The 24,390-nt window shown below is 43.6% G+C and carries 18 protein-coding genes; 5 read left to right on the forward strand and 13 right to left on the reverse strand.

The genetic code is table 11. The annotated features are described in order from the left end of the window. Positions 1-12 precede the first annotated feature (12 nt). From pilQ to B2248_RS12830, 4 genes are all read left to right on the forward strand, one after another. Complete coding sequence (pilQ, locus tag B2248_RS12815) at positions 13-2,094, forward strand: type IV pilus secretin PilQ (RefSeq protein WP_273178426.1); 2,082 nt, start codon at positions 13-15, stop codon at positions 2,092-2,094. Positions 2,095-2,176: 82 nt separating this feature from the next. Beyond that, positions 2,177-2,728: a shikimate kinase AroK gene (gene aroK / locus B2248_RS12820; RefSeq protein ID WP_139031814.1), complete on the forward strand. Its 552-nt coding sequence runs from the start codon at positions 2,177-2,179 to the stop codon at positions 2,726-2,728. Then, positions 2,709-3,794: a 3-dehydroquinate synthase gene (aroB, locus tag B2248_RS12825; RefSeq protein ID WP_273178425.1), complete on the forward strand. Its 1,086-nt coding sequence runs from the start codon at positions 2,709-2,711 to the stop codon at positions 3,792-3,794. Before aroK ends, aroB begins: the two co-directional genes overlap by 20 nt. Positions 3,795-3,801: 7 nt before the next feature. Beyond that, the gene (locus tag B2248_RS12830) at positions 3,802-5,355 is read left to right on the forward strand and encodes an SPOR domain-containing protein (RefSeq protein ID WP_273178424.1); all 1,554 of its coding nucleotides are present in this window, start codon (positions 3,802-3,804) and stop codon (positions 5,353-5,355) included. Here the strand turns inward: B2248_RS12830 and B2248_RS12835 are convergent. The 5 genes from B2248_RS12835 to B2248_RS12855 are packed head-to-tail and all read right to left on the reverse strand — an operon-like array spanning position 5,330 to position 10,474. Then, entirely contained in the window at positions 5,330-6,487 is a 1,158-nt protein-coding gene (locus B2248_RS12835; protein WP_273178423.1) for a pyridoxal phosphate-dependent decarboxylase family protein, read from the reverse strand. The two genes, B2248_RS12830 and B2248_RS12835, sit on opposite strands and share 26 nt — an antisense overlap. Positions 6,488-6,493: 6 nt before the next feature. Continuing rightward, positions 6,494-7,078, reverse strand: a complete 585-nt coding sequence (locus B2248_RS12840) for a delta 1-pyrroline-5-carboxylate synthetase (protein ID WP_273178422.1) — start codon at positions 7,076-7,078, stop codon at positions 6,494-6,496. A gap of 1 nt (position 7,079) precedes the next feature. Then, complete coding sequence (gene pabB / locus B2248_RS12845; protein WP_273178421.1) at positions 7,080-8,465, reverse strand: aminodeoxychorismate synthase component I; 1,386 nt, start codon at positions 8,463-8,465, stop codon at positions 7,080-7,082. Positions 8,466-8,474: 9 nt separating this feature from the next. Next, a complete protein-coding gene (locus B2248_RS12850) occupies positions 8,475-9,521 on the reverse strand; it encodes a hydantoinase/oxoprolinase family protein (protein ID WP_273178420.1) in 1,047 nt (348 codons plus the stop codon). Then, the gene (locus B2248_RS12855) at positions 9,518-10,474 is read right to left on the reverse strand and encodes an ATP-grasp domain-containing protein (protein WP_273178419.1); all 957 of its coding nucleotides are present in this window, start codon (positions 10,472-10,474) and stop codon (positions 9,518-9,520) included. The genes B2248_RS12850 and B2248_RS12855 overlap by 4 nt, the downstream gene beginning before the upstream one ends. Before the next feature lie 22 nt (positions 10,475-10,496). On the opposite strand from B2248_RS12855, the gene B2248_RS12860 reads away from it, so the two are divergent. Beyond that, positions 10,497-11,213, forward strand: a complete 717-nt coding sequence (locus tag B2248_RS12860) for a HisA/HisF-related TIM barrel protein (protein WP_273178418.1) — start codon at positions 10,497-10,499, stop codon at positions 11,211-11,213. A 27-nt stretch (positions 11,214-11,240) separates the two neighbouring features. Here the strand turns inward: B2248_RS12860 and fae are convergent, their stop codons facing one another. From fae to B2248_RS12900, 8 genes are all read right to left on the reverse strand, one after another. Beyond that, complete coding sequence (gene fae / locus B2248_RS12865; protein WP_007143952.1) at positions 11,241-11,759, reverse strand: formaldehyde-activating enzyme; 519 nt, start codon at positions 11,757-11,759, stop codon at positions 11,241-11,243. A 103-nt stretch (positions 11,760-11,862) separates the two neighbouring features. Further along, complete coding sequence (locus B2248_RS12870; protein WP_007143951.1) at positions 11,863-12,753, reverse strand: triphosphoribosyl-dephospho-CoA synthase; 891 nt, start codon at positions 12,751-12,753, stop codon at positions 11,863-11,865. Beyond that, entirely contained in the window at positions 12,743-13,657 is a 915-nt protein-coding gene (locus B2248_RS12875) for an ATP-grasp domain-containing protein (protein ID WP_273178417.1), read from the reverse strand. Before B2248_RS12875 ends, B2248_RS12870 begins: the two co-directional genes overlap by 11 nt. Before the next feature lie 6 nt (positions 13,658-13,663). Next, complete coding sequence (mch, locus tag B2248_RS12880; protein WP_273178416.1) at positions 13,664-14,647, reverse strand: methenyltetrahydromethanopterin cyclohydrolase; 984 nt, start codon at positions 14,645-14,647, stop codon at positions 13,664-13,666. Between the two features lie 75 nt (positions 14,648-14,722). After that, on the reverse strand, positions 14,723-15,946 hold the full coding sequence (locus B2248_RS12885; protein WP_273178487.1) for a multifunctional CCA addition/repair protein: 1,224 nt from the start codon (positions 15,944-15,946) through the stop codon (positions 14,723-14,725). A gap of 16 nt (positions 15,947-15,962) precedes the next feature. After that, a complete protein-coding gene (locus B2248_RS12890) occupies positions 15,963-17,885 on the reverse strand; it encodes a transglycosylase SLT domain-containing protein (RefSeq protein ID WP_273178415.1) in 1,923 nt (640 codons plus the stop codon). A 110-nt stretch (positions 17,886-17,995) separates the two neighbouring features. Beyond that, positions 17,996-18,457 carry a chemotaxis protein CheW gene (locus B2248_RS12895; RefSeq protein WP_273178414.1) on the reverse strand — a complete coding sequence of 154 codons (462 nt, stop codon included), beginning with the start codon at positions 18,455-18,457 and terminating at the stop codon, positions 17,996-17,998. Positions 18,458-18,466: 9 nt separating this feature from the next. Then, complete coding sequence (locus B2248_RS12900; protein WP_273178413.1) at positions 18,467-24,376, reverse strand: Hpt domain-containing protein; 5,910 nt, start codon at positions 24,374-24,376, stop codon at positions 18,467-18,469. Positions 24,377-24,390: the final 14 nt, after the last annotated feature.

The following is a 24,390-nucleotide window of genomic DNA, read 5'->3' on the forward strand; positions in this document are numbered from 1 at the left end:
GATGGAAAAGTCATGGATACACAGCAATCATTACAAACCAAGCCGAGTTGGAGCGTTAGATTGAAACAGCATTTATTCTGGTTAACCGCTTTTCTAATGGCATCAAATAGCGTCAATGCAGCAGAAATGACGGCTGTCGATTTCACTGCACTGCCTGGTGATAAAGCAAAAATACAGGTGCAGTTCTCTGGAGATTTTCCTGAACCACATAGTTTTTCGACAGATGATCCAGCCAGGATTGTGATTGATTTTGCTGGTGTCAAGAATGCACTGCCACAGAGAGTCAAACAGGTAAATATTGGTGTGACTAAAAGTATCGCTGCTGTGGAAGCAGGGGATCGCACCAGAATGGTTATTAATCTACTGCAAAAAGTGCCTTATACAATAAGCCGTGACAACAATCAGATGACTGTTACCATCGATAGTGTCAATGTGGCCAAAAATAAAACAAGTACGACATCGGCAGCAAATAGTGTGACTGATATTGATTTTCGTCGAGGTGATGACGGCCAGGCCCGTTTGATATTAAAACTCGCCAATGATAATGCCTCTATGGATGTTAAACAGGAGCGGGGAAATATTGTTGTTGATTTGAGCAATGTTTCTTTGCCGGAAAAACTTCATCGTCGTCTGGATGTGATGGATTTTGCTACACCAGTACAGTTTGTGGATACTGAAAGTAAAAATGGTGGGACGCAGCTAACGCTGACAACAAAAGGTAAATATGAACACCTTGCCTATCAATCTGAAAATACACTGGTGGTGGAAGTTAAACCTGTAGCAGAAGATGAGTTGAAAAAAGGTGGCCGAAATGAGTTTGGCTACACCGGCGAAAAACTCTCATTGAATTTCCAGAATATTGAAGTGAGAGCGGTACTTCAACTCTTGGCTGATTTCACAGGAATGAATCTGGTCACCAGTGATACAGTAACGGGCAATCTTACTCTACGTTTGAAAAATGTCCCTTGGGATCAGGCCTTAGATATCATTCTAAAAACAAAAGGCCTTGCCATGAGACAAAATGGCAATGTGATGTTAGTGGCACCGGCAGCAGAAATTGCGGCAAGAGAAAAGCAAGAGCTGGAAGCACAAAAACAGCTAGTTGAGTTAGAGCCTTTGTATACGGAGATCAAAGAAATCAAGTTTGCCAAAGCTGATGAACTGGCAACTTTGTTGCAAGGCGATGGTAAAGAGTCAGGTTTCTTGTCAGCCCGAGGTAATATTACGATTGATGCCAGAACAAACTCCCTGTTAATTCGTGACACAGCGAAGAGTCTGACTGAAATTGGGCAAGTGATTGAACAGTTGGATAAACCTGTCAGACAAGTACTGATTGAATCACGAATCGTTATTGCCAATAATGATTTCGAAAATGAATTAGGTGTGCGGTTTGGAGCCTCTGCAAAAAGTAATACCTTGGGTGCTGCTACTTCGTCATCACTCAGTGATTTGTCAGTCACCGACACCGGTAGTGTTACTCCAGCAACAGGAGCGAGAGCACTTGGACAGGATTTAAATGTTAATCTACCTGTTAGTGATGCCGCAGGCACTATTGGTCTTGCATTAACAAAATTACCGCTAGGCATGATTCTTGAGCTTGAATTATCAGCCATGGAAACAGAAGGTAAAGGTGAGGTTATCTCATCTCCACGAGTGATCACCTCTAACCAAAAGCAAGCTACGATTGAGCAGGGCACAGAAATTCCATATCAGGAAGCAACTTCAAGTGGTGCGACGAATGTATCTTTCAAAGAAGCTGTTCTTAAGCTTGATGTGACACCTCAAATTACCCCTGATGATCGTATTGTCATGGATTTGGAAGTCAGTAAAGATGCAGTAGGTAGCCTTTTTAATGGTATTCCGAGTATAGATACTCGAAAAGTTCAGACTCAAGTGTTGGTCGACAATGGTGAAACCGTCGTGCTTGGTGGTATTTATGAACAAACAAAATCTGATACGGTAGAACGTGTGCCATTCTTTGGTGATTTACCCTATGTCGGCTTTATGTTCAGAAATACGAATAAAACAGATACAAAGCGCGAACTACTTGTTTTCATTACACCAAAAATTGTAAAAGAAGGTTTTCAATACTGAAATCAGTCATTTTCAGTTAAAATCAAAAAGCCGGGTCTTGTATGAGCCGGCTTTTTTGTCATCAGCATTTGGATAAACCACATTGAGTTTAGGTAATATATTTCTTGTTGGGCCGATGGGATCAGGGAAGTCTACGATTGGTAGACAACTGGCTAAAGTTCTGCATAGAAAATTTTATGATAGCGATAAAGTCATCGAAAAGCGTACAGGCGTCTCGATTTCCTGGATTTTTGAGATGGAAGGCGAGTCGGGTTTTAGAGAACGTGAATCCAAAGCGATTGACGAGCTGACAGAGCTAAAAAATGTGGTCGTGGCTACAGGTGGTGGTGCCGTTTTATCCGAGCAGAATCGACAATGCCTGAAGTCTCGTGGCCAGGTGATTTATTTATCAGCCTCAGCCGAACAGTTATATCGGCGCACGGCCAGAGATAAAAAACGGCCATTGTTACAAAATACGGATAGACGTAAACAAATCGAAAATTTGCTCACTATTCGTGAACCACTCTATCGTGACGTGGCTGACATCATAATAAAAACCGGTGAACAATCCGTCCAGCACACTGTAAATGAAGTTATCCGTAGGCTGAAAGAATTAGACAAGAAAAGAAGAACTCATGAAAACGTTACAGGTTGAATTAGCAGAGCGAAGCTACCCGATATACATCGGTACTGACTTATTGTCACAGAAAGAACTCCTTACAAAGCATATTAAGCGTCAGGAAGTATTGATTGTCACCAATGAAACAATCGCACCTTTATATCTCGATAAAGTAAGTGCTCTGTTGACAGAATTTAAATGTGACTCGGTGGTGCTTCCTGATGGCGAATCATACAAAACTCTGGAGGTCATGAATCATATCTTTGACAAGTTACTGTCTGAGCAGTTTTCCAGACAAGTGACTTTGATTGCATTAGGTGGTGGTGTGATTGGCGATATGACAGGGTTTGCAGCCGCTTGCTATCAGCGTGGTGTACCCTTTATTCAAATACCCACCACATTATTGTCACAAGTGGATTCTTCTGTGGGTGGGAAAACAGCGGTTAATCATGCTTTGGGTAAGAATATGATCGGCGCTTTTTATCAGCCTCAGTGTGTGGTCGCTGATACCAATACACTCAATACGCTGGATGACCGACAATTAGCATCGGGTCTTGCCGAAGTCATTAAATATGGTTTGATCAATGACCTGGACTTTTTTGAGTGGTTAGAAAAAAATATCTCAGCATTAAAACAACGTGACTCCCAAGCCCTGGCTTACGCCATTGAACGCTCATGTCAGGATAAAGCGGATATTGTTGCCAAAGATGAGACAGAGCAGGATGTTCGTGCCTTATTGAATTTAGGTCATACCTTTGGGCACGCTATTGAAACTGGCATGGGCTATGGTAATTGGCTACATGGCGAAGCGATTGCAACTGGTATGTTGATGGCGGCAGATCTCTCTGCACGGCAAGGTTGGATGTCTGCCGATGAAGTGAGCCGAATTGCCGATTTGTTTCTCGCTGCTGGACTTCCTGTTCAAAGCCCACAGGAAATGTCTGCTGAGAAATTTTTATCCCTGATGTCTGTGGATAAAAAAGTGCAGGATGGCGTTATCCGTCTTGTACTCTTAAAAGGTATTGGTAAGGCCATCATCAGTGATGATTATGATGTAGAAAAGCTGCAAGAAACGCTGGTGGCATTTCAGGAAAAACAGTAGGTGATAGATGAGTGATATTGCGGCAACATCGCCTGAGCCAGCATATATCACTAAGCTGGCCTTACAGCGTTTACCTTTTTCTGAAGTCAAATCTGCGGAAGATTTTTTTGATGGCCGATATATTAAGCAACGTCGTTTGCTTATTCTGCATTTATTAAGATCCACTTCCACACCGATATTGTTGCAAGCTGACACTGGCTTAGGAAAAACGACGTTACTGCAACAATTACAGCGTCAAACGACGTCGGATATGCGCTTTTATCGCTGGCGTAATAATATTTCCACACTTGAACAATATCAGGGCATGCTAAAGGCATTAGCTACTGAACTTGCGTCGACAAATGATGAAAAATCATTGGCGAATCTATTAAAAGAGCGGTTGAGTCATCTAAAAAAACTCAATATCACACCGGTATTGCTAGTAGATGACGTACAACTTTTATCTGAGCCTGAGCAGCAACTATTACACAGTTGCCTGAGCTGGCAGGATGATGAACAGCAACCCATTCTGCAAGCTGTTCTTTCGATGACGGCAGAGACGAAATTTAATCTTGTTTCTACACAGTGGTTGGATTTACCACCGCTGGAGTTTATTGAGACAGAAGCGTATTTACTACATCGTTTGAAAAGCGCCGCATATCAGGGCGACAGCCCTTTTTCGGCAAAAGAAATTCAGTATTTAAGTAAGGCCTCTGCTGGTAATCTTGCGCGGTTAAATGCTCTGGCTCATCAACAATTGCTGGGTATCAAGGCAAAAACCTGGAAACGTACGCCTAAAATTTCCTTGGGTCAGATTAACTGGCTTCGATGGAGCGGTGGTATTTCACTTGCTGCTGTTATTGTGCTTATTCTGATTTTCCAGAATCGAATCAATGACTGGATATCTGCATCTACAGCATCACAGAACACACTGGAATTACCTGAAGATATTTCCGCAGAGGATAATAAGCTGGCTACAGTAGTGGTGGGCGATGAGCAAGAGAAAGAAGCCAAAATGCTATCTGAGCGAGAAAAACTAGAGGCCTTGCTTGCAGAAATCCCAACGCCAGCGTCAGAAACTTCAAGTGCTCAAGAACAGGAAAAATTGATGCCGTCGGCTGAAGCTGAGCAGGTAGTTGTCGAAGCAGAACCTGAGGAAATAGAAAAAGAAACCCCTACCGTTCCTGGGCCTGAAGAGCAAATAGTTAACAATGAAAATAAAACAATTGCTCCAAAACAAGTGAAAAAACTTGAACTAAGTATCCTTGATAAGGTTCACGACACTAAGTGGATTCTTTCTCGCCCAGCCAAACATTACACATTCCAGTTAATGGGGTCATGGGATGACAAAGAAGTCGATGCCTTTATTGAAGAACATGGGCTGACCGGTGATGTGGCCCGCTTTACCAGCTTGCGTGATAACAAACCTTGGCATGTTTTAATTTTTGGTGTTTATCCATCTAAGCAGGCAGCTTTAAAAGCGAGTAATCAGTGGTCAGGTGCAATGAATAATTTGCCTACCTGGTTACGCCGTTTTGATAGCGTACAGAAACAAATTAAAGAAAAGGGTGTAAAGCCTTGAGCAGTTTTTCTGCACTAGTATCGAGCCCGGCAAAAATCACACGGTGATAGCACGTTTGATTCAAGTTAATGGTAGAAACGGTACCCTTTTCGACTAACGGGGCTAACAGAGCGTCATGATCCGCTTTGAAACAGACAATCCCAGTGCCATGATTGATAACCGGCCATTTTGTTTGTTTCTGAAGTTGGCTTGCAAAATATTCTGCTTGCTCTAGTCGGTAGTTGATCTTATCGATAAACCAATCTTTTCCTAATATTTTCCAATTTAGCCATAGAGGTATAAATAATTCTGCCCCATAAGAGCCGCTAATGGCCTTCTCCGGTGATTCGGAGAGGTAGTTGATGTCATGGGTATGTTCAGGTTTTGAATGGCTGAATAAAACACTGCAAGGGCGTGGCTGAAACAGTGACTTATGGGGATCAAAGCTGAGACTATCCACTTTGGGCATAAATTGCTTAAACAGATTGTTTTCATCGATGAGTAAATTACTGCCGCCCCATGCCGCATCGATATGTAACCAACAGTTATGTTTTGTTGAAATAGCGGTGATTTCTTCTATGGGATCAATTGCCCCTGTCGCGGAGGTGCCCATATTAGCAATAATCGCGATGGGGGCATCTTGTGCACATTTTTTCTCTAATGCAACGAGGTCGATTTGCTGAGCCGTATTGCAGGGAATCGCTTCAAAGGAGATACCGAGAATGTCACAGGCTTTTCTTATCGAGTAATGTGAAGCTTCACTGCCGTATACCACCTTTTTATTAACAGACTGACTTCTTGCCTGCCATAATGCGTCTAAATTTGAGTAGGATCCGCCATGCGTGAAGCGTGCATGAGAAAAGCCAAACTCGTGAGCTAACGTTGTTTTTATCTCGCTTTCAGCGTGTTTAAGTTTAGGGTAAAGGTCTGGAGATAAGAGATTGCCATGGTGGTGTAGTGCTAACTGCATGCCTAATTGACTATAAGGTGCTAATGACGGTGTCATATGAGCAGCCCAGTCGGCGCGTTCATGATAGCTGGCTTCGTTAACTAAGTCTTGGTAAGAGATGTCTGACGACATTAACCGTTGCGTATCAATGATATATTGTTTGTCTTCTGAACGATGAACGACAGGGGATTCAGGATTTCTCATCAGCTGTCATTGCAGGACAAGACCTTTGTCAGGGAACAAGGCTTGTTGTTGAAAATGAAATAAACGGGTCATCACTGGTTGTTGATGGAATAAAGGCAGAAAACCACTATCTAGTACATTATGACTGATCAATGATTTTATTTGACTGGAGATGACTGTGCTGCGTTTGATAATGCTTAACTCGTCAGCCTTTAGGGATTGACTTAGCCACAGAGCCATACTGTCTGATGTAATATTCCAGCTGTGTCTCAACTCCGGGACAGATAATACTTTTTTATCAGGTAACCAGATATAAAGACCATTTTTCAGTGGCGCGGTTGGTTGCTCAGTTGGATAATAAAAAGGCCGACAATTTGGCGCGAGATCTTGTATCAGTAAGCCGAACTGTGACATCGCTAATATCGCCATGTGATGCGCTGTTGAGTCACTAAATCGATGTAAACGTTGGGCATGTCGGACTTCATCGGCGAAAGGACCACCGCCCGGTACAATAATGACTGTTTCGTATTCACTGGCTCTGCTTAACAATGTCAGCCATTGTTTCAGCTCTGGGGTATGAAAAAGGCTGCCGCCCAGCTTGATAATCCGCATATTATTGTAAAAACTTGATTAAATTAATCATGGCTGCCGCTTTATCATGCACTTCCTGATATTCCTCATCTGCATCTGAGTCTGCCACAATGCCACCACCAGCCCAGAATCTTAAACGATTGTTACTGAAGACCATAGTGCGAATAGTAATATTAGTATCCATATTACCATCAAAGCCAATATAACCAATGCTTCCGCAATAAATACCACGACGGTGAGGTTCTAGTTCTTCAATAATTTCCATTGCCCGAAGTTTGGGGGCGCCAGTAATTGAACCACCAGGAAAGCAGGCTCTGAGCAAGGTAACGGCAGATTCTGTCTTGGCAAGTGTACCTGTAATCGTACTGACCAAATGATGCACGGTAGCAAAGCTTTCCAGAGCAAAAGGATGGGGAACCCGAATACTCCCAGGCACACATACTTTGCCGATATCATTTCTGAGTAAATCAACGATCATTAAATTTTCGGCACGGTCTTTCAGGCTGGCCTGTAATGATTGAGCAAGCTGGCGGTCTTTTTCCGGATTGTTTAGATCCCGCGGCCTTGTACCTTTAATCGGTTTTGTTTCAACTTTGGCCCCATCAACGCGTAATAAGCGCTCTGGTGAAGAGCTCAAAATGGTTACATTGCCCGTGTCAAAATAGGCTGAAAACGGCGCTGAATTTTGTTTACGTAATGCCTGATAAGCTATCCAGGGATCCCCTTCAGCTGTGACCTCAAAGCGTTTTGCCAGATTTACCTGATAACAGTCACCTTCGGTAATATATGTTTTGATTTTTGCGAATGCCGCTTTATAGCCAGATTCATCAAAATTACTGGTGAGTGGGCTGATAATGGTAAATGTTTCCGATGTTTCTTCCGCTGTGGACACATTTAATTTCTGAAGCAGTTCTGGCCATATTTTATGGGTTTGTGGATCCAGACCATGACTAGTTAACCAGCAGCGTTTCAACTTGTGATCAACGATGACTGCCCAATCATAGATACCAATCGCCATATCTGGAATATGTTCAGCATCTTCAGCAAGTTCAGGTAATACTTCCAAATACCGACCTAAATCATAGGCAAAATAACCTATTGCACCACCGGCAAAAGGCAAATCGGTTGTCCGCTGTTTATAGTCTTTTAATATGTCATTAAGCAGCAGAAAAGGATCCAACGTCACAGTTCGCTTATTGTGATGATGGCTTATCTGTGTGCTGCCGGCCGTTGTTTCTAAGGTAATAAATGGCGCTGCCGCGAGAATGTCATAGCGGCCTACTTCTGGTGAGGTATTGGCACTATCCAGCATGACTGGCCAGGGATAATCACGTATTTGACTAAAAAGAGCGGCACTGTCTTCGACATAGGGCAGCTCAGTTGTTAAGGAAGGGTAATCAGCATTCATTAAGGTATTCTACGACAACTGATGTGCGGCAAGAAGAGCTAAAGCCGCTGCAGGTGCGAAACAAGAGGCTTCGGGATGATGTTGGCAAAACTGAGCATAATCGATATAGGGACGGTTCAGCCGGGTTGCACATTTTTCGACGATAAATTTCCCCACACCTGCACCCACAATCGGACTGGATAGTTTCCAGTCTGGAAATCGGCTTAATACTTGATGACAGCCTTTAATGACTTGTTGTAACTGCTTTTCGGCAAACCAGGCTGCGACATTTTGCCATTGTGCTATGGAAGCATCGTGTGTATCACAGCCTAGCATTCTGGCTAATCGCTGTTGGCTATAAACCGCATTCCATGGCTTGCCATCAGCACTTTCATCCTGAATATCGGTGGAGATAAGTTGATCTAATAACAGCCAGATATCACCACTACTGGCAAACCATTCTGCAGCGAGTGAAATACGGTCGCCATGCAATGGCGCTTCATCAGTAATGGCCATAAGTGGTGTTCTTATGGCACCGGTATACACCAGTTCTCCTGAACGCTGCCGGCCATAATCGGTGGTAGCGGCTGGTTGTATTTGATAGTTATCAATGGCGATGATGTCGCAAGTCGTACTTCCAATATCAATGAATAAGCCCTGTTCGATATGCTTAGCAGCCAGAATTGCGCTGGCTTGCCAGTTCATTGAGGCAACATCTTGCCATTGCAGGATGGCTTGTTTTTTATTGAGCCAACCAGATTGGCCCGCAAAAAAATGCAAGTCATCAGCTTTTAGGTGAGTATCAACACAATTAACAATGGCTTTGACACCTTCTTCTCGATTATTAAAAGCATCAACCAGTTCCCCTGTCATCGTGATGTAGTGTGATATGGGCGTGTCAGGCAATTGTTTGAGTGCTTTTTGTAGCGTATCAGTTAATGCATCAATGCCTTTCCACAACGCACAGGGGAGCTGAAAAACATTAAGCAGTTTACCTTTGCTGTCTGCATAAGCGACTTTAAGGTGAGCCCCGCCGATATCCCAGCCACAATAAGCCATATTTGTTTTTGTTATCATTTTGCTAGTAATGCTTGTATTTGTTTATTAAGTGTTTCAGAGGGATTTGTTTTTTCTCGCATGGCAGGCTCAGCATAGGTACTGGTTAGTCGTGGATTTACCTCTATGACATATATGGCATTGGTCGTTTTTACAATGTCGATACCAACAAACCCACTTAACCCATCGATACAATGACTAATCTGATTGGCTAAACTCAATGCCTGCTCACGAGATAACATATCAAAACGCTGTGCTTCACAGTAACCTAAGTGTAACTGTTGCTGATCTTGTTTTATATGCTGAATATTGACTGAAAGCAGTTGAGTTTCCCCTTCATTGATAAATAAACTTAGGCTGAGGTTCTCACCAGAAATATAAGTCTGAACAATAAATTTATCTTTAGGCAATGTCGACAGTCGTTGTCTTGTGTCAACACTATCGCTGCAATAGGTGTTTTCACAGCCTGCACCATCAATTGGTTTTATGATCCATTGAGCCTCGGTGGAGTGATCTTCACTTAACCAGTCATTTGCTGTGAAGGTCTTTGGTGTTGTTATATGATGTTTTTTTAAATGTTGATAGCAGAGATATTTATCACTACAAAGTCGAATCGCACTGGAGCTACAGTTAAATATCCGCTTTTGTTGCTGCTCCAGTGACAACACAAAATTAAACAGTATTGAATCTGTTTCGGGGGCTATGACCAGAAAGAAATCATAGTGCTGTTGGCATTGTTGCCAGGTTTCAGTGAATTGAAGCTCATTTTGGATAGGATATGTCGTTAAACGATCTGTAGGGATAGTTAGTGCTGGCAGTCTTGAGTCTCGCATGAGCGCGACTTTATAACCATATGCCAGTAGATCACGACAGATGCTTTCAAGCATTAACTCACCTTCGTGCATCAGGCCAGCGGAAAATACCTCTTCTGACAAGGCTCCACTGGTAAGATGTTCATATATAAAAATCGTCATTTAAGCGGACATATTGAGAACTATGAATATTATACCTGTCATTGATATACGTGATGGTATTGTTGTACATGCAAAAGGCGGAGACAGGGCTAACTACCAGCCATTGACCTCGTTATTAACATCATCAGTGATACCTGAGGATGTCATTGGCGATTTATTAGTTTGGTACCCTTTTCAGCAGTTATATATTGCCGATCTGGATGCGATAGAGAAGGGAGTTCATCATCCACAGCGTTATAAAAATATCTTGACGGCATTTCCACGGCTGAATATTTGGCTTGATGCGGGTATTGCTGAAATGCAGGATTATTTATGTTATTCAGACACATCCCGACTATTTCTGGTGCTTGGTAGTGAAACTCTGAAAGATATCAGTTTGCTTGAAAAGTCTGGTTCTGATGTTGAAAAACAACCAATTTTGTCATTGGATAAAAAGTCTGGGCAGCTTCTGGGACATGGGGCCATCCATGAATCAGCATACTGGACAGATAGATGCATCGCGATGAGTTTAGATAATATCGGTGCGAATCAAGGTCCTGATTTTGAGTGGCTGAAGTTATTAATGGAAGCTAAACAGAGTGTGGGCTGGTATGCTGCGGGCGGTGTACGTAGTGAAGAAGATTTAGAAGAATTATCAGAAATGGGAGTCGCAGGAGCTCTTATTGCCAGTGCATTACACACCGGTAAGATAAGAAAATCAGCAATCAAGAAATTAAGCAGGGACATCACTCTTCCGTAGAAGAGTGATGTATGAATTGCTTAAATCTTACTTAGCACCAAATGGGTGTTCGCTAGATTTGTATTGTGCAACAACGTCAGCCGCTTTAGGCTCACGAGCAACTGCACGTTTGATAGCTTCTTTAGTAGCGCGATAGTTCCAATCTTGGATTTTTTCATCGCTATCAGCAGTTGGAGAGATGAATACACCAACGCAAATGAAGCAGTCATCAGCTTCACCAGCTGGGATTGTGCCATCTTCAACACATTCAGCAACAGCAAGTGAAACACCACGCTGTGCTGGGCCGAACATTTGAACGGCTTGTTTCATGTTTTTGATGGTGACTTTGTTGAACATTACAGTCGCTGGCTTAACCATTAAGTTAGGCGCAACAACAGCCAACAAGCCATTAACCCCTTGTTTCTGGTCGGTGAGTGTACGGCAGAAAGCATCTTCTGCTGCTGAGCCACGTGGACCCATGATTAAGTCAATGTGAGCTACGTTGTCTAAGTCACCATCTTCGATGACCAATGATTCACCTACAAGTACGCGATCGATAACTGGCATGTTATATTTTCCTGTTCCAAAAAAATTGTCAAAAAGGCTCATTTTTTTCCCTCCTTATTGTGAAAGGAAGGGTTTATACGTAATAAAGGAACGTATCACCTGCTCAGTGCCGTCCGCTAAATGCTTCGTGGTACTGAAATTCATTAAAAGAAAGCAGTCGACCAAACCTGTGCAGTAATAATGTCGCTGCGATGAGGTCTGCCGATGTTCCCGGGTTAATTGCTTTCTCTTTTAATTCTTTATCCCAGAGAGAGAGTGCATCAAAATGGGTGTCTAAATTACCCGTTTCTTCTATTTGGATCACAAACTGTTTTGCTCTCTCACTGACTTTGGTTGCCAGCGCAGTGGATTGCTTACGGGATATCAAGCTATCCAACGCCTTCGATAACAACTTAAGATACGCGAAAGCGGTTGCCCATTCAACACTTTCCCCAGAATTTATCGCTTTTGTCAATGCTGGCAAACTCAGATCCCATAGCGTCTTGAAATTATTGACATATTGTTGGGCAATTTGATCACGGTTTTTTGCTAAGTCCATGGCTTCAAGCAAGGTAATGGTTGGTACTGCGCTGATATCATGCTCGTCTTCCTTGCCTAGCCCTCCCGCTTCAGCCAAACGTATTGCTTCGTAGCAATGAATTGCATCATTAACAGTCAGGTTACTGAGTACGACTTGGAGCCGCTGTGGAAGTTCATCAAATGATTGACAATACTGGATCGCCTGGCAAAGTGGTGCAAATAGTAAAACGATGCCTAAATTGGTATTGCAGTTAACAACCTGTCGTGTTGCCTGAACCGATTGCAAAATACGTTCGCCTACGGTCAAGCCAGTTTTTGCCATAATGGGTGCAATTGCACGAGCGCTTTTAATAAAATCTTCCACCACCATATTATGGCCGTCACTGATGACATTTACGTTACCAGGTTTAGGCGCTAATACTTCCTGCTGACAGGCCCAGAACACAGCATCTTTAATGTCTGATTCAGAGAGCATGTGTGGCTTGTTTCTGCTCTATTCGTCTGATTAGTGCTTGTGCTAAGTGCATAGCAACATCAACGCCGGTCGCTTGATAAAGGCCTTTCCACGCTGGAACGCTATTAACTTCTAAAACAGTAAAACGACCGTCTTTATCTCGAATCAGATCAACTCCAGCGTAATCAGCATTCACTGCTGCAGTGGCTTTTATCGCTAATTGTTTCATGTCTTCGGTGACCGTTGTCGCAAAACAACTGGCGCCCTGAGCAAAATTGGTGATCCATTTGTTTGAGCGTCGGCTCATTGCAGCACAGACTTCATTATCGATGACTAATAACCGCCAATCTTGCCAGATCCCTTCTTTCTCAGGTGCAATATATTCCTGAAGGTAATAAGCGTCGCCGACAGGAGCGAGCTGTTCAAATTGGCCTAACTCTTCTATTAAAGTAATGCCTTTACCCTGACAGCCAAACAGGGGTTTCATCACGATTTTATTACCCATATTCAATTCCCGGGTAATGATGTGTTTTGCCATGCTGCTATCTTCGCAAGCCCAGGTTCTGGGGGTGCTCAATCCTGCCTGATGCAAGCGTAATGATGTTCTGGCTTTATCTACCGTGTATTCAATCGCAGTTGCCGGGTTAAAAACGGGAACACCCAGTTCAGCCAAGGTATGTAAAACATCCATACGGAGGGTAATTTGTTCCAGAAACCCTGGCGCAATTCCACGGACCATGGCGGCGGCGGGTAGCTCATTCTCGAAACCTGGAATATACAATCCCGTGGGGGAATCAAGGTCAATACGGCAGGCCGCTAAGTCAGTTAATACGGCATCGGCACCAAGCTGGCTCAGTGAATGCGTTAATTGTTCACTGTGCCAGCCATGTGTGTCATTAAAAATAACAAGGCGATTTGTCGCCATAGATAATTAAAGTCCGAAAGAAAGGTTGAGTAGTTCCTGATTCAGCTCACCAGCAGTAAAGCTTTTACCTGTTTTAGTACTCGTCACAATGACTTTACCTGGGCTGAACAGCATGCCGTCAATTTTGAAAAAGTCGTATTCATATGACTTAAAGATATCCGCAAAAGGTCGGCCATAATCTGATGAGGTATTGCTTGGCATTTTTTCAGCCAGATATTTCGCTTCTTCATCGGTGGCATCGACAAATAAATGAACCTGGCCACCAAACAGAATAGCGTCATTAGTGCGGCCCATGGCTGTCATAAAGTCCCCACCTGGCGGTGCGACAGGTGTTGAGCCATAACCATCAACAATTTTCTCTAACGGGAAATGCAGTTCGTGGGCTTTATGCATGGCCACTTCCAATACGCGAATAGCAATTTGCATAACACCAGCCAGACTGGATGTCGGGGTAAGAATAAAAGTTAGATTTTCTGGTTTGATACCACAGTTATCAGCCACTTTTTCAGCCACTTCTACTGGTGGGAAACTATCTACTTCCAGAACAATAACGGTAGATTCTGCTTCATCTTTGTAACCAAACTCTTTAAATATCTCTTCTCTTGCCGCCAGTGCACGACCAGGGCCTGAGCCTAAAGCAAAAAACTTACTGTCTTCACTTTTATGAGATAAGCTCCATCCTGCATATTGACTACCAAGACAACTCAATACCGGTGTTTTGGCATGAACATTAACTGACCATGGCCAGTTAGCAAAACCACTGTTTGTTCCAAGTGTGGCCGTACCCAGACCACCCATGCAAATTTCGCCAATAAGACGTCCAGCTTCAAGACCGCCAGTACAATTGATACCTGCATCAACGACGCGGGTGCCATTGCTTAATGTGCTGATTTCAAGTTGTAATGCTTCAGCATTATCAATTAATGCATCTACGAGGGGTTGGCAGGCAGCGTTTACACTGGTCCATTTGGCTGAAATGTCTGTGCTCATTGTAACGTCCTATAGCTAGAGTCGAAAAAAGTTGCTTAGATTATACGTGATGAATGGTTCGCTTATGCAAGGTCATTAGCCTCTACGATAGCTCGATAAAACGCTTTCAATGGCATCGCATCGCTGCTGATGTATGGCTTGTTTGATTTGTTCGCCAGCCAAACCTTGTTCAAGTAGTGGTTTGATATCCACCTGAGCTGCTTGTTGGAAGCATTCTGCAAAGGCCATTTTTTCAGGATAATCGGCTGTTTCATAACCAGGACGACCACGAAAATCGGCTTCGCCAGCAAGTAAAAACTGCTCAAAGCGTTGAGGGCGTCGAAAACTATCCAGACCCTCGATAACATCCAAAACTCTTGTCGCATCAAGTTCAAATAATAAGTGAACATCCGTGTGGTATTCCGCTACTTTTGCGGCGAGCGTGGCGATGTCTTTGGGGACTCGTAAACGTTGGCATAATTTTTTAGTGAGTTCTATGCTTGTCGCTTCATGGCCTGCATGGCTGGGGAGGATGTCTTTTGGCGTTAGACCTTTGCCTAAGTCATGACATAAAGCGGCAAATCTGACAGCAAGGTCATCGCTTAGTTTGGCTGACTGGTCAATAACCATCATCACATGAATTCCGGTATCGACTTCAGGATGCCATTTTGGAATTTGTGGCACACCAAACAGGCGATCAACTTCAGGAAATAAGCATGAAAGCGCATTCACCTGTCGAAGGCTGGTGAAAAAGACAGAAGGCTGGTCAGTTTGTAACGCTTTTGATAGTTCTTGCCAGACGCGTTCAGCAACAAGATGCTCTAACTCTCCACTGGCTACCATCTGTTTGATCAGCTGTTGCGTTTCTTCAGCGATGGCAAAGTTAAAGCGTGCAGCAAAGCGGGCTATTCGCAGAACTCTGACAGGATCCTCAATAAAAGCAGGAGAGACATGACGGAGAATGCCTTTCTTTAGATCTTCGATGCCATTGAAGGGATCGATGAGATCGCCATCCACTGATTCTGCAATGGCATTAATCGTGAGATCACGCCGAGCAAGATCTTCTTCTAATGTAACCTCTGGTGAGGCATAAACAGTAAAGCCCTGATAACCATGGCCGGATTTTCGTTCCGTTCTGGCGAGGGCATATTCTTCCTGAGTTTTAGGATGAAGAAAAACCGGAAAGTCTTTACCTACGGGTTTATATCCGTTTTTTAACATATAGTCTGTAGTGGCACCAACCACCACCCAGTCACGATCTTTGACGGGTTTTCCAAGCAGTTTGTCCCGAACGCAACCACCTACAAGATAAGTTTGTATGGTGTCGATAACGACCTTACTCCGATTTTACTTTGGGCATTCTTTCAGACAACGGTTTAATGGATTGGTTACGCTGACTATCAAAAATAGCCGCGTAGCTCATCACTGTCTGAACATAATGCCGTGTTTCATTAAAAGGAATATTTTCAGCCCATATATCAGCATCAAGTGAGCTGTCTGGCAACCACTTGTTCACGCGATGTGGTCCGGCATTGTAGGCGGCTGTAGCCAGTACAGGGTTTTTTTGGTTTTCATCATACATACGGCGTAAATAGGCACTGCCGAGTTCGATATTACGTTCTGGACGGTACAACTCACTAAGTTGTTTGAGTGGACGATTAATGATTTTGGAGATTAATCGTCCGGTGTCCGGCATTAACTGCATAAGTCCCATCGCACCGGCATGAGATCTGGCTTCGGGGTTAAAGGCACTTTCCTGACGGGCAATGGCTAACAGCCAGGATGGATCCAGCCCCTGAGCTTTTCCAGCTTGCAACATCGCGTCGTCATAGACAACTGGGAAACGCAGATCCAGGGCATCCCAGTATTGCGCCTTGCCTAATAAAGCGATGGTTTGATTATGCCAACCCCATTCATGAGTGATCATGGCGATCATCTGAAGCTCACGATCTGGCCGTGTCTGTTTCAAATGATAGGCTTCCCGGCGCGCTTCCAAATGCATATTTTGCAGGAAAAACTCATGTAAACGTTGAATAGCAGGCTGTTTTCTGAGTGCTGCCATTTCTTCTTTAGTGACCGGTATTGGCCGGTGATTCATTTTGTAAGGTTGGGTTAAGTGGTCGGAAGCAAGAAACGAATAATAGTCACGTTTGCCAAGAATGGCTGAAAAGGTCTGATTAGCCGCTGCTTTTTGTCCCTGCGCTTCCTGACTTCTGCCCAGCCAATACTGCCAGCGTGTCGAGCCCAGCTCATCAATATTCATTAGCTTGATAGCTTTCTCTACAGCTTTCCAGTCTTTTTGCCACAAAGCCGCGCGAGCCTGCCATTCGCCGCCAGGGATATCACCGAAATAGGTCAGTGCTTTTTTATCACGGTTGAGTGCTGCCCATTTACCGATGGCTTTTCTAATTTCAATGACATCTTGTTGCGTAAATTGATAGCGAGGTTTGATGTTTAACCAACTGTTGAAGGCTTGTTCTGGTGAACGTCTGGCCAGTTGCTGTAGACCATGAATAATGATTTCGCGGTTTAGCGCATTATCCCTGCTTAATGTTTTATCTTTTGCCAGTCCATTCAGTACAGGGAGAGGGTTATCATGAATCGATTGCCACTGTTTGACCAATAGCTGGTTTTGTTCAGGATTGGCTGTTGATTTGGCTAAGTAATTGGCCATAGAAAACTGATTATCACGAATTGCTAACATCATGCGTTGATGACGTAGATCTTTATTTAATAAGCCAGCGGCTTCCCAGGCTGAAAATACCGGGTCACACGCTTTTTCCTGAGAGTGGGGGACAAGCCATAATTCTGGTGCCTGCTCGAATGCTTTTTGTTTTTGGCCGGTAGCCAGTAAAGCTTGCAGGTAATAACACTGCCTTGTTGCTGTTTGTGGTGCCTGATAAAAGCTCAGATAATCAGTCCACCTTTTTTGCTGAGCTAATTTGTTTAACCAAAAGTTGCGTAAGCGTTCTGCATAAAAGCTGCCATCTTCTTTTGTCAGAAATTGATGCATTGATGCATTACTTGCCTGATTGAGTCGGCCATTGAGGTAAAGATACTGTAAATATCCTTGTAGTGGATAACCATCCAGTTGGTTATAGAGCGCTTGATAGCGGGTGATCTGGTTGTCCTGTAATGCTTTTTTGGCCTGTTGAAATAATTGACGCTGTTTTGTGAGTTGCGCGGCATCATCGCTATAAGCCAGAGGACTTAACAGCAGAAAGAGAATAAAAAACGGCAGTGCTTTGAGTAGTTTCATAGCTACTATGTTAAACCATATATACAAACAAAATCAGCCCATCAATAAATAAAAATTGAGAGCGATTGACTGTGTTAATCGAAGGTCGGATTTTAATCGTTTCAGACTAATTAACTGGCATTCTTGATAGCCAGTTCAAGGTTATCAAGATGGGGGATGAACGCGACTTTATTGCCGATTTTAATCTGACAATATAAAAACTCAGAAGCATTCTGATCATGCGTCATTTTTAACGCAGATGCATTTAAGGTGATGAGTTGTGGTGAGCCTGTGCAGGGAATAGCATAAAAACCGATATCTGCTTCAGCATTGATGCCTTCGATGATACAGAGTTTATTGGCCGGATAAACTGTTTCCACATCCTGTGCTAACAAGGTTTCAAGATCGACAACTGCCAGCGATTTTTGCTGCCAATCAACCCATTCCAACCATGGTGTTGTTTTTGTTGAGGAGGAGTTGATGGTGGCTTTCGGAATAACTTCAGTAATCGTACTGTTCGGCAGCAGCAGGTAATGCTTTTGCAATGGAATCAGCATGCAATGAATAAATTGGGCTTGAGCTGGTTTTTCCATATCTGATATCTACTGTGTGGGTTCTTGAAACGTGTCTTTTCCGAGCAGTTTTTGCATCTGCCAGATAAGCTCTTCTTCTTGATAAGGTTTTCCTAAATAAGCATTGACGCCTATTTCGAGAGCTCTTTCACGGTGTTTATTACCTGTTCTTGAGGTAATCATGATGATGGGCAGATGCCTGAATTCTTTATCGTTGCGAACAATGGATGCGAACTCAAATCCATCCATGCGGGGCATCTCAACGTCTAACAGAATGATGTCCGGTTTTTGTTCATGTAGTTGCGACAGAGCATCCACGCCATCACGAGCTGTCATGACTTCAAAACCGATTCGACGTAGTAAATTGCCTGTAGCCTTGCGCATGGTGATCGAGTCATCAACGACCATGGCTATTGGTAATCTGTCCTGTAATTGCTCTAACTCTCGTTCAAGATTTATTGCATCGTCAGTATCCAGCGTGATGTGTTGACTGCTATCCATTAATGTCGGGATATCCAGAATAAATACCACATGACCATCACCCAGAATGGTAGCACCATTGATCGCTGAGATATGTCCAAGCTGAGTACCGACTGACTTGATGACAATCTCACGATTACTGACAATATCATCGACTAACAGGGCAATGCGCAAATCACCTGAGCGGAACAGCAGTAGCGGCATTTGATGTTTTAAGTTATCAGCCAATGACAATGGCTTGTCGAGTAATGAGCTAAGCGGCATAAACCGATATTTCTCTCCATGGAAATCATAGTGCGGTTTATGCGTGCCTAACATCAGTTTGATATCGCGAACGCTAATGCGCTGACCAGCGTTTATTGTGTTGAGCGGTAAGGCATATTGCTCGTCTTGAACTCGTATGAGCAGGGCCTGAATGACCGACAAGGTCAGCGGCAGACGAATAATAAAGGTGCTGCCTTTGCCACGTTCAGACTTGATGCTGAGGCGACCTTTCATGCCACGAATCTCATTACTGACGACGTCCATGCCAACACCGCGGCCAGCAAGTTGAGAAACATTGTCTGCGGTGCTAAAGCCTGAACTCAGAATTAATTGTATCAATTCATCATCTGATGGCATGTTATCGTGACTGATGAGGTTCATCGATAATGCTTTTTCACGAACCTTGTCTAAATTGATACCATGGCCGTCATCACTGATATTGATGACAATCTCAGAACCCTCACGAGTGATCACCAATGACAGCAGGCCATTGTCTGGTTTGCCATTACTGATACGAACGTCACTGTCTTCAATACCATGTGCAATAGCGTTGCGAAGAATATGCTCCAGCGGCGCGACAAGTCGATCAAGAATGGTTCTGTCTATATCCAGCTCTGAGCCTCGGATTTTTAATTCCACTTTTTTGCCCAGCTCGGATGCTGTTTGTCTGACAATTCGCTCCAGTCTGCCAACGATGCCACTAAAGGGCAAAAGTCGCGTAGTCATCAAGCCTTGTTGTAAGTCAGTGTTCAGTCGAGACTGTTGAAGTAATATTGCATCAGTCTCTCTCACCAGCGTGTTCATTGAATGACTGATGTCATGTAAGTCGATAACACTCTCTGTCAGACTACGTGAGAGTTGTTGAATCATTGAGAATCGATCTAATTCTAGAGGGTCAAAATCTGATTCGTTTTTAATCCTTTCATCTTCGTAACGGAAAAGAATCTGGGTTTCCGTTTCAATCTCTAAATTACGTAACTGATCATGCAGGCGGGCAACGGTTTCTTCCATTTCATGCAACTGCTGACGAAGCGCAACATGTTGTTGTGTTACACGATCACGAGAAATACTCACTTCACCAGCAAAATTAGTCAGATAATCCAGAAGATCAGCTCTTACCCTGACTTGCTCAACATGTTGTGGGGTAACGGCGACATCTGTTTGCAATGGTGCAACAGGTAAAATATCGGCTGATCCATCGCCATCGTGCTCGGCTTGTTTCACTTTTTCAGGAGCTGGTAATGGCCTGTCTTCAATATGTAAATCTTGACCTTGTGTGCGTGCAGTAATTTCAGCAATCAGTGATAAAGCGGTTTTGACGGCTTGTTGATTAGCTAACTGCTCCTGCATTTCAGCCAACTTATCCTGACAGCGCTGCAATAAATCAAAGAAGTCTTCGTCCGCTTTTTGTAGACCATCACTGACCGCCAGCACTAAGGTTTCGATCTGATGCGTGAGATCTGCCATAGGCATAATGCCTGTCAGTCTGGCACCACCTTTTAGTGTATGTAGATCACGTTGAAGTTGTAATGTGTCTTGTTCAGTGTGGGTATTACTTACCCAGGCCTTGATGATCTGACGACTGGAGTCGAGTAGCTCTTGTGCTTCAGCCGCAAAGGCTGACAATAGATCATCATCCACATCTGTAGGGATGGCATAGTCGGTTTCGTCTAAGTCAATGCCCTCTTGATGCAGCGCTTTCTGCGTTAAATAATTATCAACACGCGTCGGAAAATCAGAGGAGGTTGATAAAGGCTTATTTTGCAACAAGCTTTCAATAAACTGGTTGAGCTGTTCGTATCCCTGCTCTAGTAAAGCATTTAAACCGATATCTTGAGGATGGCAGTGATTGATGAGTTTACTCAGGCTGGCATAGGTATTTGCAATTAACCTTTGTTGTGCATCCGATGCCGTTTGTTCCAGTTTGCTCAGGGTAGATGTTATCGCTTCAATATTTTCTTGATCAGATGGGACCTGTTGCCATTGCTTTAATTGTGTTGTGTAGTCCTCAAGCAGTTCGTCTGTTTCTTCCAGCAGTGTCATTAAAAATTCAGGATCAATGACTGGCGCTTGCAGATTTTCACCTGATGGCATGAGCTCTGAGATGTATGATGATAATTCAATAAGATCAGGCTGTTCACCCTCTCCGGTAATATGGTGCAGTACCAGCTCAAAGCCTTCTACCACATTATTCATCAGTTTCATCTGATGATTGTCTAACACAACATCATTCATATGAAGCTGTTTGACTGCTTGATCCATTTCCGTCGCAATCATCGCCATGGCTTTAACGCCTGCAATATTGGCACAGCCTTTTAGTGAGTGAACTGAACGTAAGACAGGAGAGGTAATTTGTCTTGAGAAAGCAATATCGTTAAGGCTTTGTTTGAGGTTGGCAATATGCTGTTTAGCCTCAGTAACAAAGATAGATAATAATTCGTTATCTTCTTCATCAGCAATTTCATCCGCTTCTGCTTCTGATAAGGCTTTTGCTTTTATATATTCAGAAACACCGGTATTTTTTTGCCCAAGCTCAATAATGTAATGGTCAACAGAGCTTAGCGATGTTTGTTGTATTGGCGTTGACAGCGCTGAGCGGAATGCATCGATTTCTTTCAGTCGATTCTGTTGTGCAATATAGCGTTCAACACTGGTTTGTTGAGGCTCTTCAGACGATTGTTCTTGTCTTGACGCCAGTCTCTGAAGGTATTTTTCAACGCTGGTGGCAGCCTTAGCAGGCTGTGGTTCAACACCCCATTTATCTCGGATATAACGCTCAACGCTGGTAGGAATAATGGCATCTATTTCAAACAGTGGTTTTGCCGGGAATTTCTGAGCATCTTGCTGTGCCTGATACGTTGTTAAATCAATATCCAGTCTTGCCTCATCGCGGGCCTTACGAATTTGGATATAGCGTTCCACAGAAGTCGGTCGATACTGTTCAGGTTGTTCTTTTGCTTCTTTCAGTAGCGGATTGAGGCAGGTTTCTTTGAGTTCATACAAGGCATTGATTTTATCAGGTGTGCTGATATCAGCTTGAGTGAAGCGTGATAATAAATCGGGCAATGCCTGATAGGCTTCTTGCACCAGTTTTTTCACCAGATGATTATCATCGCGATTGCCTTCTATCACATGATTTAATACATCTTCAACAGCCCAGCAGAGCTCGGCTATGACCGTCGCATTGGCCATTCGACCACTGCCTTTTAGAGTATGGAAATGACGACGGGTTTCTGCCCGGGCGGTCTCATCTTGTTCATCGATCCAGGCGGGAATCTGTTGAGCTAATTCCTGTAAGACCTCTGTGGCTTCTTCGATAAATATTTCAGCGACTTCTCTATCGATACCTTCAGCAAATTGCCAAAGCTCGCCTGGCGGTAAATCGCTATGTGTTACATCATCTAAAACCGAAAGGCTTTGATCTTCTTCAGATAAGCTGATTGGCGTTTCGTCATCATTAGCAAAAGACAATACTGGCTCAGCATCTGGCACGATAGGCTCAATAGCCGCTTCAGTGTGCTCTGCAACAAACTCTTCTTGGATTATCTCTGGTTCTGCTATGAATTCAGGTTCAGCAGATATGTCGCTGTCACTATCAAATTGAAGCAGTTTAGTTTTTGCTGTTGATAAATAATCATCATCCGCATGACCGTGATGACGAATTCCTTCCATATAGAGTTCACAGCAGGCGATGATATCCGCCAGCTTTTGTAATTTAATGGCAGAAAAATCATTGTTACCGTGCTTATATTCAGACAATGTGTCTGCGGTCAGTTTGATTATTTCTGCTGCGGCAGACTGATCCAGCATATCCAAACAACCGGCTATCAAAATGAGCTGTTGTTCTGTGTCGCCCAGTCCATCGCTGTAACGCTCGGATTTTTCCATCAAAGTGAGGGTTTCTTTGATGTTGGATAATTCAAGCAAACATTCAGACATCACTGTTTGACGTAACTGATCGTTAACATTCGCCTGTGTTGATGATTGTAGTAATGATTCAGCCTGCAACAGGCTATCAGCAAGCTGGGTTAGATCATCATCCCCTGGAACATCACCTCTGCTGCTAATGGCATTAAGTTGCTCGACCTGATGGTGTAATAAATTACTGGCTTCGTACTCGGCAAGTAGGGCCAGAGTATCGGACATGCTTTGTAGTTGTTTTGTCGTTGAATCAATGGTTTCAACAGTGATGTTATTGTCATGGGCATGTTGATCGAGCTGATCTTTGATGTCCTGAAGTTGCTCGAGTAGAGCCAGGTGGGCATCACCTAATGCGTTATCACTCATGCCATAGATACGTGAGCGTTGATCAAAGAAATAGAGCTGCAAAGTGGCTTTTAACAGTGTGACATTAGGCCCACGGCTGCTGGCTCTGGCGATAGCAAGCAGCAGTTGCTTTTCCAGGTCGTCTGGGAAGTTTAATTGCACTGCCGCCTCACCCGATTCGCTATGTTGCTTGATCGGTTGAACCAGCTTGCCTAGTAAGGGTTTTATCTGGCCTGCAGAGGTCAGGCCTTGTTGTTGAATGGCTTCGATAAGGGTTTCAGCTGTCCACCAGAATAAACAGACTTTTTCCTGGTGGCTGGATAATCGTAAAAAATGCACAATCGCATGCATTTGTCTCAAACTATCCTCATCCTGCTTACGCAACCATTGTAATAACAATACTTGAAAAACGTGACCCAGCTTACGTTGCTCGATATTTAATGCCGGGATTTTTCGTGCAGGGTTAGGGGCAATGCTATCCGGTAATACTACGGAGAAGCTTGGGTTGAACATCTCCATTTCAGTTTTTGCGTCCGCTTTGTAAGCTTGTCTTAGTTCATTGATCAATTCCAGTACGGCAAGTGGATGATCCTGGAAGTCGTTATTCAGCAGTTTTAAATAATTAGGTAATAGTAATAGTGATTTCACAATGGCATCTTGTGCCACGGATGTATTGGCTACCTGATTATTCTGTAAGGCTCTGACAGTTTTTAGCGTTTCATCTGTCAGCATGGCAGCACCAGACATATTAATCATGTCCAATGTGCCTTTCACCTGATAAAGAGACTCGATGGTGTCGGTGAGTAGTTTATCGTCAGCCTGACCATCAAGAAAATTATTCATGGCCGCTAAGGCATGAGCAAGCGACTGTTGCAATTCATCTTGCAGCCAGACTAATGCATCGTAATTGCCTTTGATGAGTTGTGCCATTAGATGACTTTCTC

Source organism: Methylophaga sp. UBA2012 (assembly GCF_002335235.1).
GTDB lineage: Bacteria > Pseudomonadota > Gammaproteobacteria > Nitrosococcales > Methylophagaceae > Methylophaga > Methylophaga thalassica.